Origin of the sequence: Erythrobacter westpacificensis (assembly GCF_039542285.1) — a bacterium.
GTDB lineage: Bacteria > Pseudomonadota > Alphaproteobacteria > Sphingomonadales > Sphingomonadaceae > Alteraurantiacibacter > Alteraurantiacibacter westpacificensis.
In genome coordinates this window covers 201,932-216,207 of record NZ_BAABHV010000005.1, presented here as the reverse complement: position 1 = coordinate 216,207, position 14,276 = coordinate 201,932, and the positions used below count along the sequence as shown (strand labels likewise).

The 14,276-nt window shown below is 57.0% G+C and carries 14 protein-coding genes and 1 pseudogene; 7 read left to right on the top strand and 8 right to left on the bottom strand.

All coding sequences use genetic code 11. The features are described 5' to 3' along the window. Positions 1 to 65: 65 nt before the first annotated feature. On the top strand, positions 66 to 848 hold the full coding sequence (locus tag ABFX23_RS03550) for an N-acyl homoserine lactonase family protein (protein ID WP_346031749.1): 783 nt from the start codon (positions 66 to 68) through the stop codon (positions 846 to 848). 148 nt (positions 849 to 996) lie between these two features. Here the strand turns inward: ABFX23_RS03550 and ABFX23_RS03545 are convergent, their stop codons facing one another. Next, positions 997 to 2,076, bottom strand: coding sequence for a Rieske 2Fe-2S domain-containing protein (locus ABFX23_RS03545; protein WP_346031739.1), 1,080 nt, complete (start codon positions 2,074 to 2,076; stop codon positions 997 to 999). 35 nt (positions 2,077 to 2,111) lie between these two features. Next, positions 2,112 to 2,636 carry a MarR family winged helix-turn-helix transcriptional regulator gene (locus tag ABFX23_RS03540; protein WP_346031738.1) on the bottom strand — a complete coding sequence of 175 codons (525 nt, stop codon included), beginning with the start codon at positions 2,634 to 2,636 and terminating at the stop codon, positions 2,112 to 2,114. A gap of 336 nt (positions 2,637 to 2,972) precedes the next feature. Here ABFX23_RS03540 and ABFX23_RS03535 point away from each other — a divergent pair, with 336 nt between their 5' ends. Then, on the top strand, positions 2,973 to 3,830 hold the full coding sequence (locus tag ABFX23_RS03535; protein ID WP_346031737.1) for a fumarylacetoacetate hydrolase family protein: 858 nt from the start codon (positions 2,973 to 2,975) through the stop codon (positions 3,828 to 3,830). Positions 3,831 to 3,971: 141 nt separating this feature from the next. Then, entirely contained in the window at positions 3,972 to 4,916 is a 945-nt protein-coding gene (locus ABFX23_RS03530) for a cupin domain-containing protein (protein ID WP_346031736.1), read from the top strand. 15 nt (positions 4,917 to 4,931) lie between these two features. Here the strand turns inward: ABFX23_RS03530 and ABFX23_RS03525 are convergent, their stop codons facing one another. From ABFX23_RS03525 to ABFX23_RS03510, 4 genes are all read right to left on the bottom strand, one after another. Then, positions 4,932 to 6,170 (bottom strand): NAD(P)/FAD-dependent oxidoreductase, encoded by a 1,239-nt coding sequence (locus ABFX23_RS03525; protein ID WP_346031735.1) that lies wholly within the window; start codon positions 6,168 to 6,170, stop codon positions 4,932 to 4,934. 3 nt (positions 6,171 to 6,173) lie between these two features. After that, positions 6,174 to 6,491, bottom strand: a complete 318-nt coding sequence (locus tag ABFX23_RS03520) for a 2Fe-2S iron-sulfur cluster-binding protein (protein WP_346031734.1) — start codon at positions 6,489 to 6,491, stop codon at positions 6,174 to 6,176. A gap of 170 nt (positions 6,492 to 6,661) precedes the next feature. Next, entirely contained in the window at positions 6,662 to 7,528 is an 867-nt protein-coding gene (gene nadC / locus ABFX23_RS03515) for a carboxylating nicotinate-nucleotide diphosphorylase (RefSeq protein WP_346031733.1), read from the bottom strand. Then, on the bottom strand, positions 7,525 to 8,856 hold the full coding sequence (locus tag ABFX23_RS03510; RefSeq protein ID WP_346031732.1) for a Rieske 2Fe-2S domain-containing protein: 1,332 nt from the start codon (positions 8,854 to 8,856) through the stop codon (positions 7,525 to 7,527). The genes nadC and ABFX23_RS03510 overlap by 4 nt, the downstream gene beginning before the upstream one ends. A gap of 131 nt (positions 8,857 to 8,987) precedes the next feature. Between ABFX23_RS03510 and ABFX23_RS03505 the strand changes: the two genes are divergently transcribed. The 3 genes from ABFX23_RS03505 to ABFX23_RS03495 all read left to right on the top strand — a co-directional run bounded on the left by ABFX23_RS03505 (position 8,988) and on the right by ABFX23_RS03495 (position 11,792). Then, a complete protein-coding gene (locus tag ABFX23_RS03505; protein ID WP_346031731.1) occupies positions 8,988 to 10,208 on the top strand; it encodes a Gfo/Idh/MocA family protein in 1,221 nt (406 codons plus the stop codon). Beyond that, positions 10,208 to 11,200, top strand: coding sequence for an ABC transporter substrate-binding protein (locus ABFX23_RS03500; protein WP_346031730.1), 993 nt, complete (start codon positions 10,208 to 10,210; stop codon positions 11,198 to 11,200). Before ABFX23_RS03505 ends, ABFX23_RS03500 begins: the two co-directional genes overlap by 1 nt. 229 nt (positions 11,201 to 11,429) lie before the next feature. Next, entirely contained in the window at positions 11,430 to 11,792 is a 363-nt protein-coding gene (locus ABFX23_RS03495) for a MarR family winged helix-turn-helix transcriptional regulator (protein WP_346031729.1), read from the top strand. 19 nt (positions 11,793 to 11,811) lie between these two features. Here the strand turns inward: ABFX23_RS03495 and ABFX23_RS03490 are convergent, their stop codons facing one another. Further along, the gene (locus ABFX23_RS03490) at positions 11,812 to 12,123 is read right to left on the bottom strand and encodes an FCD domain-containing protein (protein ID WP_346031748.1); all 312 of its coding nucleotides are present in this window, start codon (positions 12,121 to 12,123) and stop codon (positions 11,812 to 11,814) included. Here ABFX23_RS03490 and ABFX23_RS03485 point away from each other — a divergent pair. Continuing rightward, positions 12,034 to 12,813, top strand: a pseudogene (locus ABFX23_RS03485) (transposase); the annotation flags it as partial. The gene ABFX23_RS03490 and the pseudogene ABFX23_RS03485 overlap by 90 nt on opposite strands. 74 nt (positions 12,814 to 12,887) lie before the next feature. On the opposite strand, the gene ABFX23_RS03480 reads toward ABFX23_RS03485, so the two are convergent. Next, positions 12,888 to 14,236 (bottom strand): IS3 family transposase gene (locus ABFX23_RS03480; RefSeq protein ID WP_428831638.1). Its coding sequence is split into 2 segments (ribosomal slippage): positions 12,888 to 13,901 and positions 13,904 to 14,236, totalling 1,347 coding nucleotides; the frame shifts between segments, so codons are not numbered across the junction. Between the last annotated feature and the right edge of the window lie 40 nt (positions 14,237 to 14,276).

The window sequence follows — 14,276 nt, the reverse complement described above, 5'->3', positions numbered from 1 at the left end:
GTCACCCGTAGAGTTCGAACGGCAGCAGATGATGAGCACCGAGGGCGTCTAGAAAACTAGGGGCTATTCATTGGCTCGCTGTACCAATACCCTCTTTTTTGATCGTCCACCCCCAAGGAACGGCGGTTTTCGATACCGGTTTGGAGAAATCCCTGCAGTCGCCCGACCAAGCAGAAATTGATGCGGCCTTTGGCACGATGGCGGGCCTCGCAACGCCTGATTTCAAGGCCGGCGAGGAAATTGCCTCTCGGTTGCAGAATTTCGGCATCGATCCCCAAAAAGTCGACTTCCTCATTAACTCCCATCTCCACCTCGACCACTGCGGCGGCAATGCAAGCATACCGAATGCCCGCCTCGTTATTCAGAAGCGCGAATGGGAGGCTGGCGCCGTTCCCGAGCTTATCGCCGAAAACCACCTGATCCCTCGCCAGTACGATCTTGGCCATGATCGTCTTGAGATCGACGGCGAACATGATCTGTTCGGAGACGGATCGGTCCTTCTTTTGCCGACCTACGGGCATACTCCCGGGCACCAGTCAATGCGCGTTAGGTTGCCGGACGGCGATGTAATGCTCACTGCCGATGCCTGTTATATCAGGGAAGCTTTAGATGGCATGGTTCTTCCGGATCCGACCGTGGTACGGCAAGCCGATGAAATGCGTAAGAATTTCGAACGCCTAAGAGAGTATGAAAGGAATGGAACCATGCTCATCCTCGGTCATGACCCGCAGCAATGGAAACTGCTGAATTCCGGCCCGATCGAGGAGATTACCAGTGCCAAGGTAATGCAGTCACGGCAGTTGGCAAAGCCAAACCGTCAAGAGGTGAAGGCCCACCCTCTCGCCTGATGATGAAGCACCACCAGCCATCTTGCAGAAATCTGACTTGCTTGGGAATGCAATGATAAAATACGCCCTCAACCACCCTACCGGCGAGAAAACCGGTAGTCGTGACTTGCGGGATGGCTGCTCGCTGCGAACCGAGTAGCCAGGGATACTACGTGGGCTCCTTTTCTTTTTCCTGGCTGGCCATTTTGTCGACAATGATGCGTGCACGGTCAGGGGCCACGTCATAGCGCGTGTACAAAGTACGGTCTTGAAGTGGAATGGTCTCGAGCATCGCCTGTTGCGCTTCGAGCATCTCAATGTCTTCATGGATTGTCTTCAAGGCTCCGGCCTTCAACGCCTCGTCGATAGGTTCGGAATCGAGCCCGAAACCACGCGACACAGCAAAAAAGTAGTGCGTGCTGTCGCCACGCTCCGGTGTCATGAAAAACAGAACCTGCCATTCGAGCGGATCATCATAATCCGGTTCTCCTACCGGTGTGGCCTTGACGTCCACGGTTACGAATGAAGGCAAATAGGCGGTCACTGTCTGATATCGATCGATGTTTGCATCGATGCCCTTCGCCTCGGCGAACAACTTCGGTGCCTCGACATTCTTCATGAGCCGGGCGACGGTGACCTTGTTAGCGTCAACTTTCGTTTCGACCGGGATTTCGGCCACCTCAAGGGTGCCAATAGTGTGTGGGTGCAAGTAGGCTTCATGGCTAAGGTCGAGGAGATTATCCACGCACAGCTGGTAATCGGCTTTGCACGGCAACACACCGCGAACCGTGCGCCGCCCCTCGCGCCGCAGGAGCTGTGCGGGGGGAAGCAAACCTGCGTCAGCCTTTTCTCGCTCCCCCATCCAAATGAAAATTGCCCCCCAGCGCTCCTCGATCGGAAAGGTTCGGACCCCGTTGCACCGCGCTTGGGCCGTTGACCCCGGCAGGCTCTCACATTTCCCCTCGGGATTGAATACTGCGCCATGATAAACGCAGCGAATATTGTCACCAACCCTCTCACCCATCGACAATGGCACCAAGCGATGGGGACAACGGTCTTCCATGGCGACCACTTGCCCGGCTTCCTTTCGATAGAAAACCACCGGAGTATCAAGAAGCCAGCGCTGCACGGGCTGCTGATCAATCTCGTCGTCCCAGGCAGCAAGGTACCATTGGTCGTATAAAAACACGGTTTTCTCTCCCAAGAAGAATGACACAGGCACGAAAGCGCATTCGCGCGAGATGTGCATGGCTTATTCGGGATAGGCGATTCGACAGCGCACTGTCAATCGCCGGTTTGCTTCTTTCGCTCTGGCTTTTGCATTGGAGCCCTGCTGGCAGAATTGTTTTTCTCGACCAGCCTTTGCATTAGTTTCAGAAATTGAGCGCGTTCAATTTCGCTGAGAGGCGAAAGCAGTAGGTTTGAATGCTCTGCTGTTTCCTCGGTCGAGCGATCAAGAAGCTCGAAACCCTTATCGGTAGGATACAGATCAATTCTTCGCCCCACCGGCTCGCGCTTTACCAGCTCTCTTTCTGCAAGGCGGCGAGTAACCGAATTAATCGTGGTGCGATCAATTGCAATCAGCCGCGCAATCTCGCGTTGCTCGTAACCAGGGTGAGCGCAAATCGCATTGAGAGCCGCATACTGTATCGGCGTCAAATCGCTTTCACAGGACATCTCAAGAAACAAGCCGACCGCAATCTGATGGAGCCGCCGGACAAGGTGCCCGGGTTCCCGATGGAATTCGAAGTCGTTTTCGTCTTCCAAGCTATCTTTCGATACTCGTTTTTCCTCTCGCGCCGGATGCATGCTCGTTGACTACCAAGAACGCAGCGAACTGCAACTCAAAATCCCGCCACACTTCAACTCAGTATGTTGGGCATCTTGACCAGCCACCAACCTGGAAAGAGGCCAAAATTAATGACAGTGTACTGTTTATCGGTTGACACGCAGGTCTGCGTTTGTGATGCCGAGGCGGATAACCGCTACTACTGCGGACCACGAGTTGGGAACGATATCTGATGGCAGCAAAGCAGCCCTGCAGTGATGATTGGGACAGCCGTGGTGTAATGCGGCAAGCCGACGAAAAAGTTCACGGCGCTGTGTCGGCACGCCTGTGGAAAGCCATACTCCTCGGATCTTTTTATGAAAATTGCTCGCTTTAACGAAAACCGTATCGGCCTCATCGAGGACGACACGATTGCAGACGTAACCGACGTTCTCGGTTCTCTCCCGGCGGTTCGCTATCCTTATCCCCTCGGCGATCCCTTGATTGCCAATCTCGGGACGCTTGTTCCACGGTTCGTGGCTGCGGCTCCGTCAGCGGTACGTGTGCCGCTTGCCGAAGCCAGCTTCCTGAGTCCGGTTGCGAACCCGACCAAACTCGTTTGCGCTCCGGTAAACTACCTCAAGCATCTAGACGAGGCCGCGATTGATCCACAGATCCATCATGATCGGCATCTCGGAAAGATACAGGAAGTTGCCCTTTTTCTCAAAGCCGTGAGCGCGCTGGCAGGCCCGGCGGACGGTATAAATCTGCGTCATCTCGATCGCCGAACAGATCACGAGCTCGAACTGGCTGTGGTAATCGGTCGCACCGCAGACAGGGTGTCGCGCGACCAAGCCATGTCTTATGTGGCGGGATACACAATTGGCCTGGACATGACTGTGCGAGGTTCCGAGGATCGGAGTTTCCGGAAATCGATCGATAGCTATGCGGTCCTGGGGCCCTGGATGGTGACCGCTGACGAAATCCCCGACGCAGGCGCTCTTGACATGTCGCTTAGCGTAAACGGTGAACTCAGGCAGAAGGCCAATACCGCCGACCTCGTCGTCTCAATACCGGATCTGATTGTCTGGGCGTCTTCATTCTACACCCTTCATCCAGGAGATGTCATTTTTACGGGCACACCCGACGGCGTAGGCCCCGTCTTACCCGGAGATCATATTAAGGCCCGGGTAGATAGTATCGGAGAATTCTCGATCGAGGTGTCGGCAGCCTGAACCGGCTCAACCGCCTCCGAACGAGGCTTTGGAAGATTGCATATGTCTGAAACTGCGAACGAAGCAAACCCTGAACAGTCACTCGAGGAGGCTGCGCGTGCTCAGTCGCTAATGCCGCTTTGGTCGATCTATCATAACATAATGTCGACCGAGCCCAAGCCCGCCTGTAGCGCTGCGCATTGGCGATATAACGAGATCAAACCATTACTGACAAGGACTGCACGTGAAGTTGACCCGTCAGAAGCAGAACGGCGAGTCCTACTCTTACACAATCCGGGGCTAAAAACGCCTTTCGCGACACATACGCTTGGTTGCGGACTGCAAATCTTGCTGGGTGGAGAAATCGAAGGGAAGCATCGGCACACGCCTTCAGCGCTCCGCCTCGTAATAGAAGGTGATGGCGGTTACACGACTACCGATGGCGAACGCATGTGGATGAAACCAGGCGACGTCATCACCACTCCATCATGGACTTGGCACGATCATGGGAAGGTGACGGATGGAGAGATGATCTGGCTAGACGGCATTGACGTCCCACTCATCAACCATCTACACCTCAATTTCACCGAGTACGGTCTCCAAGACCAGCGCCAAGAATTGACAGTTGCGGATGAAGATTCGCATTATAGATATGGCAGCGGGCTAGCTCCCCTGTCTGGCGTGCCGGTGCGGCCTTTCTCACCGATCTACTATTATCCTTATTCGCGAACGCGGGAGATTCTTGGTGCGCTGGCACGGGAGGGAGAATGGGACACCTGTCATGCTCTCAAGATGCGCCTCACCAATCCGCTAACTGGTGGGAACTTTATGCCAACCATTGCTGGATTCATGCAGCTGTTGCCAAGCGGCTTTTCCTCTGCCCCCGTGCGCTCAACCGATGCAGCTATCTATAGCGTCGTCGAAGGGACCGGAAAGGTATCAATCGGTGACGAATGCTTCTCATTCAATCAACATGACGTGTTCGTCACACCAAACTGGACGGATATCCGCTTCGATTGCGAACAGGAGACTGTGCTGTTCAGTTATTCCGACCGTGCCATGCAGGAAAACCTATCTTTATGGCGAGAAAGACGTGGCGATGTCTAAATATGGGAACAGTCTCTAAGTCGGCTCAACCATGATTTCCTTCAATGGCCTTGCGGGATCTGACAGTCGCTCGGGATCGGCGCAAACGAAGTTTTCCACGAGCTTTCGCCCTTGAACATAGTCCTTGACGGCGTTGACGCAGTCGAGTGCAATTACTCGTCCCTTCTTTAGGTAGATGATCGAAAAGCTCTTTGCTTCGATGTCCCCGCGAATAACGGCTCTATCGTATCCAGTGCTTAGCCCGACAGTCTTCAGCTTCAGATCATATTGATCCGACCAAAACCACGGAACGGCAGCATAAGCTTCCGGCTTGCCACATATCGATTTGGCGACCACGGTTGCCATATCGACGGCGTTCTGAACGCTTTCGATCCTGATTGGCTCGCCTTCAGAAAAACGATTATGATGAAGTGCACAATCGCCGATCGCGAATACATCCGGCAAATTCGTGCGGCAGAGTTCATCTACCTGGACACCGTTCGATACCTCGGCACCAGCATCGGCGAGGGGCCCGACTGAAGGGCTGATACCGATACCGACTACCACCAAGTCACAATCGATTTTCTGGCCGTCGATAAGGCGGACTGCCGACACGTGCCCGTCCCTACCCTCGATGCAATCGACAACGCAATCCAACCGAATATCCACGCCATGGGCGCGATGTTCCCGACAAAAGAACTCGGAAAGCTCTGGCCCGGCTACGCGTGACAAGAGACGGTCTTGCGCTTCAAGAAGTACCGTTGAGCAACCCAGCTTTTGCAACACAGCGGCGGCTTCGAGCCCGATATAGCCACCACCAATCATTACAGCGGTCTTTGCGCCGGCCTTCACTTCAGCCATCACCTGGTCGGCATCAAGCTTTTGGCGCATCGTATGAACGCCGGCCAGATCTGCGCCCCCGCAAGTGAGTCTGCGAGGTGATCCACCTGCGGCCCAGATCAGTTGGCCGTATTGGACGATGCCTCCAGCCTTGAGCTTCAAAACCTTGTCGGAAGGGTCAACGCTGACAACTTCCTCGCCAAGCAGGAGCTCAATAGCCTTCTCTTGCCAGAACTTCTCAGGGCGTATGAGGATGCGGTCAAATGGCTTTTCCTGGTTTAGGTATTCCTTTGACAGTGGCGGTCGTTCATACGGAGGAACCCCTTCCTTTCCGATTATCGCTATCGAACCTTCGAATCCGTTCTGTCGCAGCGCAATAGCTGCTTGCGCGCCGCCATGACCTGACCCGACGATTACCACTTCAAAGTGATACATCTATCAATCCTCCTCAGCAATGCGTGCCCGGAGTCCTGCCAGATTGTCCGAAAGCGCAATCTGGCAGGACAGCCGTGAGGTATCGTCACGATGCTCTGAACTTTCCAGCAGATCGTCCTCATCCTCACTCATTGGAGGCAGCTTCGCAGCAAAGGCTGGGTCCACATGGACATGACAGGTGGCACACGAGCAGCATCCCCCGCAAAGGGCCAAGAGCTCGTCAAGACCAGCATCGCGTATGGTCTCCATCAGGCTCATACCCTCAGTGATCGCAAGGGCATGTTCCACCCCATCTCTCGAGGTCACTGTCACTTCTGCCATCGATATTACTTCCTATCTCTCTTGAAACTTGTGAAAAAGGCGGCACCCCAGAGAATATGGGAGAGGATTGAATTCAGAGGGGTGCCGCAGGCAATCCGGGGAGGCCGGACTGAAGTTCGTGCACGGAAGGTTATGGAGAACTGGAACTGGATCTCACGCGCACGCCCTGATCAAGTCTTGTCATAATCCAGCCCGATATCGGCCGCCGACGCACTCTGGGTTATTCGGCCCACCGAGACAAAATCGACGCCAGTCTCGGCGATGGCGCGGATGGTGTCGAGCGTAATGCCGCCCGACGCCTCGATGGGCACCCGGCCTGCTACAAGGGCCACCGCCTCGCGCAATCGTTCCGGCCCCATATTGTCACACAACAATCGCTGCGCACCGGCAGCAAGCGCGGGTTCGATCTGGTCGATCCTGTCGACTTCCACCTGGACTTCCAGCCCCGTACCGGCCTCGCAAGCGCCACGCACTGTCTCTTCGAGAGAACCTACCACCGCAATGTGATTATCCTTGATGAGTATACCGTCATCGAGCCGCATACGGTGATTTGTCGCACCTCCCGTGCGCGACGCGTATTTCTCGACTACGCGCAGTCCGGGGATGGTTTTGCGCGTATCGAGCAGGGTACACCCTGTGCCTTTGATTTCCTCGACATAACGGCGTGTGAGCGTGGCAATGCCGGAAAGATGCTGCAGCGTATTAAGCGCACATCGTTCGGCGGAGAGCATGGAACGGCCATGGCCCGAGAGCCGCACCACTGGAGCTCCTGCATCGAGGCAGACCCCGTCTTCCACCAGGCGCTCTATCGCAACATCGGGATCAAGCCGCCGAAAGAAAGCCTCAGCCAAAGCTACGCCAGCCAAAACGATGGGTTCGCGCGTGTTAATTTCCGCTGCAAGGCACGCATCATCGCGAACGGTGACAGCGCTCGTGACGTCCCCGCCCTCGCCGAGATCCTCAGCAAGGGCTGTTGAAAGGAAAAGGTCGAGAGCCGCCGGGTCGAGGCCGGCGACAGAGCCACTTCCCACCGTCATTCGGCAGGCTCGCGCTTTGCCTTACTATGGGCCTTCGCTTCGCGGAGGGCGCGCTCTTCGTCAGAGATATTGTACTGCTTCCAATCCTCGCCCTTGGGCACCATCCCCTGGAAGGAGATCAACTTCGACTGAGGCAGAGCATCACTACCGGCTCCGATTGCCGCCCCCCCCTTTTGGACAGACTGGGCCGCCCGGTACATCTGCGTCCGGAATGTGAAGATGGCCTTGTCACTCGTACCCAGATTATCTTCACTGCGATCGGCGATCTTGCCCATGGATTCCCACATGGCCATGTCCTGGCAAGGAATTCCGTAGATGCCGGTGAAGTCGCCATCCTTCATTGCCTCGCGGTCCTGCAGATAGTTGTTATCGTAGTTGCGGACCTTCTTGTAAGTGACCGGCTCAACGTCCTTGCCCACTTCGGCACCGCAGAACTTGCGCCATGCGTCCTGGCCGATACCCTTTTCCGGGTCCTCACTCCAGGCGATCCAATAGAAATAGGTGTTCTCGTCATCGATCGGGATCAACAACTGGCTGAGGTGATACTGATCGTTCGATGGAATAACTGCAGTGAATGGTGCGATAAACAAGGTAGTGCGCACATAGTCCTGCTTGTCCGCATCCTTGATCGGCTTGCGAATCGCGGCATACCGGAAACCGAAAGAGGTTTTCTCGACCTCGATCCGGGGCGACTTGTCCGCGGAAGGCCTCAGCCAGGCGGTCTCGGTTGCGGTAGAGCCGCTGACATCTTCGGCCGTTGGCATGTTGCTGGAGTGCAGGCTGGAACTGTGCGAAGAATCGATCGCACCTTCCAGGATCTGCGCCCAGTTGCAGGCACCGTGGATTTTCATGATCGAGATATTGCCTTCAGAGGCACTCGACCAGTTCGGGGCGTTGAACTCCCCCACATTGTCCGGATCGCCCATCCATACCCAGATGAAGCCAGCTTCCTCGACAACTGGGTAAGCGCGCGCATTGACCTTGCCGCGCATGTGAGAATCCTCAGGCTCGGAAGACATGTCGAGCACCTTGCCGTTCACATCGAATTTCCAGCCGTGATAAAGGCAACGAAGACCGCATTCCTCGTTGCGGCCGAACACCAGCGAAGCACGCCGATGAGGGCAGAGTTCGTCGAGTACGCCGACGCGCCCTTCGCTGTCACGGAAGACAACCATGTTCTCTCCCAGTAATCGCACCCGGCGAGGCGGAGAGTCCGGCTCGGCCACTTCCTCGCTCATACAGGCAGGCAACCAATGCTGGCGCATAAGCTTGCCCATTGGCGCATCCCCTTCCACACGGCAGAGAAGGTCGTTCTGTTCCGGCGTCATTGATATCTCCTAATTCTTAGGCCCGCTCAGTTCACGCGGCGTCGCGAGCGACGCGCTTCGTGGCCGGGTTGCTATTACTTCTATATAGAAGTAGAGCGTTTTGCAAGCATCACGGATTGCATGCATGCTGCATGCTCTTGGCAGACAGCAGACAGGGACCGGACTTGAACAGGATAAGGCTTGGAATTGTCGGACTTGGGCGCGGATTCTTGCTCACCCTACCCGCTTTGCGCGAACACCCCATGATCAATCTCGCTGGCGCTTTCGACCTACGTGCGGAGGCAATCGAACGGTTCATACAAGAGTTCGACGCCGAAGGGTTCGAGACATTGGAAGACATGCTAGCCTCAAGCAATATCGACGCAGTCTACGTGGCCACTCCGCATGCCCTCCACGCTAGCCAAGCTATCGCCGCGATGGAGTCGAGCAAGCACGTGCTAGTGGAGAAACCGATGGCCACCTCGGTTGCAGAATGCGCAGCGATGGCCAAGAGCGCGCGCAAGACAGGTAAAATCCTTGTGGTCGGCCCCAGCCATGGCTTCGACGAGCAGGTGCGAAAGGCAGCAGCATTGGTCGCCTCCCGCCAATACGGTGCCGTACGCATGATCACGACGATGAACTTCACCGATTTCATGTATCGTCCACGCCGGCCTGAGGAACTGGACGACAATAGCGCAGGAGGTGTGATCTATAGCCAGGCTGCACACCAGATTGACGTCGTTCGCCGGATCGTCGCGCAGGATGTTACCGGCGTGCGCGCTGTCACCGGCAATTGGGATCAGAGCCGTAAGAGCGTTGGCGCGTATACCGCCCTCATGACCTTCGCCGGTGGCGCTGCTGCGTCGATGACCTACAGCGGCTATGGGCATTACGATAGCGATGAGTTGCTCGGCTGGATCGGCGAGCTCGGTCGGAAGAAAGATTCGGACAACCATGGTGCCGCGCGCCGCAAGCTGGCGCAGCTCAGCGCCGAGGACGAAATTCGCGCAAAGCTGTCACGAACCTACGGAATGGAAGAAGCGGCAGAGCAGAGCATCCCTCCGCATCACGAACATTTCGGCTTCATCATGGTGAGCTGCGAGGGCGCTGACCTGAAGCTGATGCCCAACGGGATCGAGGTGTACGGTGACGAGCGCCGCGAATTCATCCCGCTTGATCCGCCGGTGGTTCCACGTAAGGCGGTAGTCGACGAATTTCTTGCCGGGATCCTAGGCGAAAAGCCCCCGGTGCATGATGGCGACTGGGGCCTTGTCACCACAGCCTGCTGCGAAGCCCTCGCCTTGTCGGGACGAACCGGCAGCGAAATCGATCCATCCGACATAATCATGACACAATCGGAGAAAAACTACTGATGACCCGCCTAAACCTCTCGCTCGCCTGCTGGGCCTATGATCGTACCGAGGCCCTGCAGACCGGCCAGGTGCGCCCCGACGGCATCGATCTCAACTTTCAGGCACTCGAAGTCGAAGAAACGTTCTTCCGCATGGCCAAGCATCAGGAGTTCGATGTCTCCGAGATGTCAATGTCATCCTATTGCGTCACGCTGGCGCGCGACAACCCACCCTTCATTGCCATTCCAGTGTTTCCTTCCCGCTTCTTCCGCCACTCCTGTATCTTCGTGTCTGCAAAGAGCGGAATCGAGAAGCCGGAAGATCTGGTAGGCAAACGGATCGGCGTGCCCGAATACCAGATGACGGCCCCGGTATGGATACGCGGCATCCTGGAGGACGAGTACGGTGTCGACCCATCGTCCGTAACCTATGTCACCGGCGGCGAAGAATCTCCCGGTCGCGAAGAAAAGCTCAAGCTGGACCTTCCCGAGAAGTTCAAGGTGGAACCAATCGGCCCCACCCAGACCCTGACCCGGATGCTGGCCGACGGCAAGATCGACGCACTGCACACCGCTCGCGCGCCTTCGACATTCTACAGTGAGCCGCAAAACGTGCGCCGCCTGTTTTCTGATTTCGTCGATGTGGAAAAAGCCTATTACGAAAGGACTGGCATCTTCCCAATCATGCATGTCGTGGCGATCCGTCGCGAGGTGTATGAAAAGAACCGCTGGATCGCACGCGCGCTGTACAAGGCTTTCGAGGAAGCGCAGCGCATAACCTACGAGCAACTGCGCGTCTCCGCTTCGCTCAAGACAATGCTTCCCTGGCAGATCGCAATGGTGGAGGACACCATCGCGACTATGGGCGACAACTGGTGGCCCTACGGCGTGGAAGCCAATAGGGAGGTGATCGAGACGTTCGTGCGCTATCACAACGAGCAGGGCCTTTCGGACAGGCTCTTGACTGTGGAAGAGATGTTCGCGCCAGAGACCTTCTCGGAATTCGTCATATAAGCTACGGTGCCGACTTCCCATTTCGGTGACGAAGCAGAGACCCGCATTGCCTTTCGGAAGGAATTGCGAATAGTAAGATCTGCAAGTCTGAAACCTACAGGAAGCCCTAGTTCTGCCGCGCAAGCCCACCCAAGTTCCGCCCGAAGAAAGTGCCGGCTACCAAGTCCGACGCTGCCACCGTCGCTTTGATCGGCTGCTCAACTTCTACCTTTCCGAGCAAGGGCTGAAGGTGGGGTACTGGTATTACCTGCGCATCCTCTGGCTCGGTGATGGCGTGAGCCAGAAATATCTGAGCGATCAGACCAATGTTGCGGAGAACACCACGGCCAGCATCATCAGTTCGATGGTTCAGGAAGGCTTGGTGACGCGCGAGCGGGACAAGCGCGACAAGCGCAAGTTCCGCATCAATCTGACCGAGCGGGGGCGCGAACTGGAAGGCGAGCTGCTGCACTACGCCGCCCGCATCAACGAAAAGGCGCGTCAAGGTATCGATGACGATGAGGTGATCGCTTGCATGTCGACCCTGAAGCGGATGTCGGAAAATCTTGAAGAAGAGTTCAAGCGCATGCAGGAAAGCAAGAGCCTTTCCTGACAGGCGCTTGACCGGCCCATTATCTCGCGCTTTTCTCCGCGAAATTCCGCATGGCGGCGATTGATCGGCCCAGGTGTGATTTTGCCGCGCGTTCCGCCAGCGAGGGATTGCCGTCAAACACCGCTTCGGCGATCTTGTTATAATCGCGATGCCGTCGCCGGTCCACCGAACGCAAAATCGACCGGAACTGCGCCCGTATCAGGTGCATCTGGACCTGCACCAGAATTCGCTCCAGTGCGGCATTGTCCGCCAGCCGGGCAAGGGGCGAATAGAATACGTCGCGAGCAAGGGCGTGTCGGAAGCGACGATCTACAACTGGAAGTCGAAGTATGGCGGACTGGAAGTGTCCGATGCCCGGCGACTGAAGGCGTTGGAGAGCGAGAGCGCGAGGCTGAAGCGATTGCTGGCCGATGCGATGCTGGACAAGGCTGCGCTGACCCGAAGGGCGGCGTAGCCAACGATTTTCTGGCAAAAAGTTCTGACGCCCGCCGCCAAGCGGGAAGCTGTCGCTCATCTCCAGGCATGCCATGGGATGAGCGAACAGCGGGCGTGCCGTGTCATCGATGCCGATCGCAAGAGCGTGCGTTACCGTTCGAAGCGAGACGACGATGCTGGTCTGCGTGAGAAGCTGCGCGACCTGGCCAACCAGCGACGTCGGTTCGGCTATCGCCGCCTGCACATTCTGCTGCGCCGCGAGGGGATCATGACCAACTGGAAGAAGACCCAGCGATTATATCAGGAGGAAGGTCTTGCTGTCAGGCGACGACGAAGCCGCGGGCGCGTTGTCGGCATGAGGGCACCGGGTCCGGTGCTAGCGCGGCCGAACCAGCGCTGGAGCCTGGACTTCGTTCACGACCAGATGGCGTCAGGTAGGCGGTTCCGCGTGCTCAAAGTCGTCGATGACGTGACCCGAGAGTGCTTGGCAGCTGTGCCGGACACGTCGATCTAGGGTCGCCGCGTGGTGCGCGAACTGACCGATCTGATCACCCGGCGTGGCAAGCCCGGGATGACCGTTAGCGATTGTCCGTCGTCAGAACATTTGGCACAACTCGCGGCGTAGGCTTGCGGAGTGTGGGCCTCGTCTGGGTTTGATGTTTAGGCGGCGAGCTTGCGGTGTTGCAAGCGCCGATGTTCGAGTGTCTTTCGCTTGATTCTTTCTCTTCGTTTGATGATGGCTGGCGCTCTGCCGAAGCAGGCATCGGCAGGCGTTACGTTGTCGAGGCTCTCGTGGTAGCGCTGGTGGTTGTAATGCTCAACGAACGCCTCGATTTGCTGTTCGAGATCACCGGGCAGGAAGTAGTTTTCCAGCAACACGCGGTTCTTGAGCGTCTGGTGCCAGCGTTCGATCTTGCCCTGGGTCTGCGGATGGAAGGGGGCGCCGCGCACATGGCTCATCCTGTTGGCCTCGATGTATTCGGCCAGCTCGCCCGCGATGTAGCTCGGGCCATTGTCGCTGAGCAGGCGCGGCCTGTGCAGCACGTTGGCATGGTCGCATCCTGAAGCCGCCAAGGCCATGTCCAGCGTGTCGGTGACGTCCTCAGCCTTCATCGTAGTGCACAGCTTCCAGGCGATGATGTAGCGCGAGAAGTCGTCGAGCACGGTGGATAGGTAGATCCAACCCCAACCGATGATCTTGAAGTAGGTAAAATCGGTCTGCCACATCTCGTTTGGACGCGTGGTCTTGGTATGGAACGCCTCTGCCGCCTTGATGACCGTGTAGGCCGGGCTAGTGATCAGGTCATGGGCCTTCAAGAGCCGGTAAACCGTAGCTTCGGACACGAAGTAACGCTTCTCGTCGGTAAAGCGCACGGCCAGCTCACGCGGTGACAGCTCGGTCTGCTCGAGCGCCATCTCGACGATCTGGTCCTGCACCTCGGGCGCAATACGGTTCCACACCCGGCTTGGCGTGGATGGCCGGTCTGCCAGCGCCTCCGGCCCGCCTTCGAGGAAGCGATCATACCAGCGGTAGAAGGTCCGCCGTGCCACGCCAAGCTGGTCCAGCGTGCGCTTGGCCGGGAGATGCGACTGCTCGACGATCTTGATGATCTCCAGCTTCTCGGATGCGGGATACCTCATGCGTCGTCGTCCCCATCCGCGATGATGCTTTTTTTGAGCAGCCGGTTCTCCAAAGTGAGATCGGCCACGCACTCCTTCAGATCGCGGGCCTCACGGCGCAGATCCTTCACCTCGTCTGTGGTCGCGGCACGTGCCGTATCGCCAGCGAGCCTGCGCTTGCCAGCCTCCATGAACTCCTTGGACCAGGTGTAATACAGGCTCTGGGCAATCCCTTCGCGGCGACACAGCTCGGCAATGGAGTCATCGCCGCGCAGGCCATCGAGCACGATGCGGATCTTGTCTTCCGCGGAGAAGTGTCGGCGGGTCTTGCGGCGGATATCCTTGACCACCTGCTCAGCAGGGGATTTTGCATTGGAGGATTTTGGCATCGTCTTCGTTCCTTCGTCACTACGACGAAGCCCAAATCCT

What these genes read in the sequence shown, in the direction of transcription:
- ABFX23_RS03545 (WP_346031739.1), bottom strand. Translation starts at nt 2,076, where the DNA reads ATGCACATCTCGCGCGAATGCGCTTTCGTGCCTGTGTCATTCTTCTTG.
- ABFX23_RS03540 (WP_346031738.1), bottom strand. Translation starts at nt 2,636, where the DNA reads ATGCATCCGGCGCGAGAGGAAAAACGAGTATCGAAAGATAGCTTGGAA.
- ABFX23_RS03535 (WP_346031737.1), top strand. Translation starts at nt 2,973, where the DNA reads ATGAAAATTGCTCGCTTTAACGAAAACCGTATCGGCCTCATCGAGGAC.
- ABFX23_RS03530 (WP_346031736.1), top strand. Translation starts at nt 3,972, where the DNA reads ATGTCGACCGAGCCCAAGCCCGCCTGTAGCGCTGCGCATTGGCGATAT.
- ABFX23_RS03525 (WP_346031735.1), bottom strand. Translation starts at nt 6,170, where the DNA reads ATGTATCACTTTGAAGTGGTAATCGTCGGGTCAGGTCATGGCGGCGCG.
- ABFX23_RS03520 (WP_346031734.1), bottom strand. Translation starts at nt 6,491, where the DNA reads ATGGCAGAAGTGACAGTGACCTCGAGAGATGGGGTGGAACATGCCCTT.
- nadC (WP_346031733.1), bottom strand. Translation starts at nt 7,528, where the DNA reads ATGACGGTGGGAAGTGGCTCTGTCGCCGGCCTCGACCCGGCGGCTCTC.
- ABFX23_RS03510 (WP_346031732.1), bottom strand. Translation starts at nt 8,856, where the DNA reads ATGACGCCGGAACAGAACGACCTTCTCTGCCGTGTGGAAGGGGATGCG.
- ABFX23_RS03505 (WP_346031731.1), top strand. Translation starts at nt 8,988, where the DNA reads ATGCTCTTGGCAGACAGCAGACAGGGACCGGACTTGAACAGGATAAGG.
- ABFX23_RS03500 (WP_346031730.1), top strand. Translation starts at nt 10,208, where the DNA reads ATGACCCGCCTAAACCTCTCGCTCGCCTGCTGGGCCTATGATCGTACC.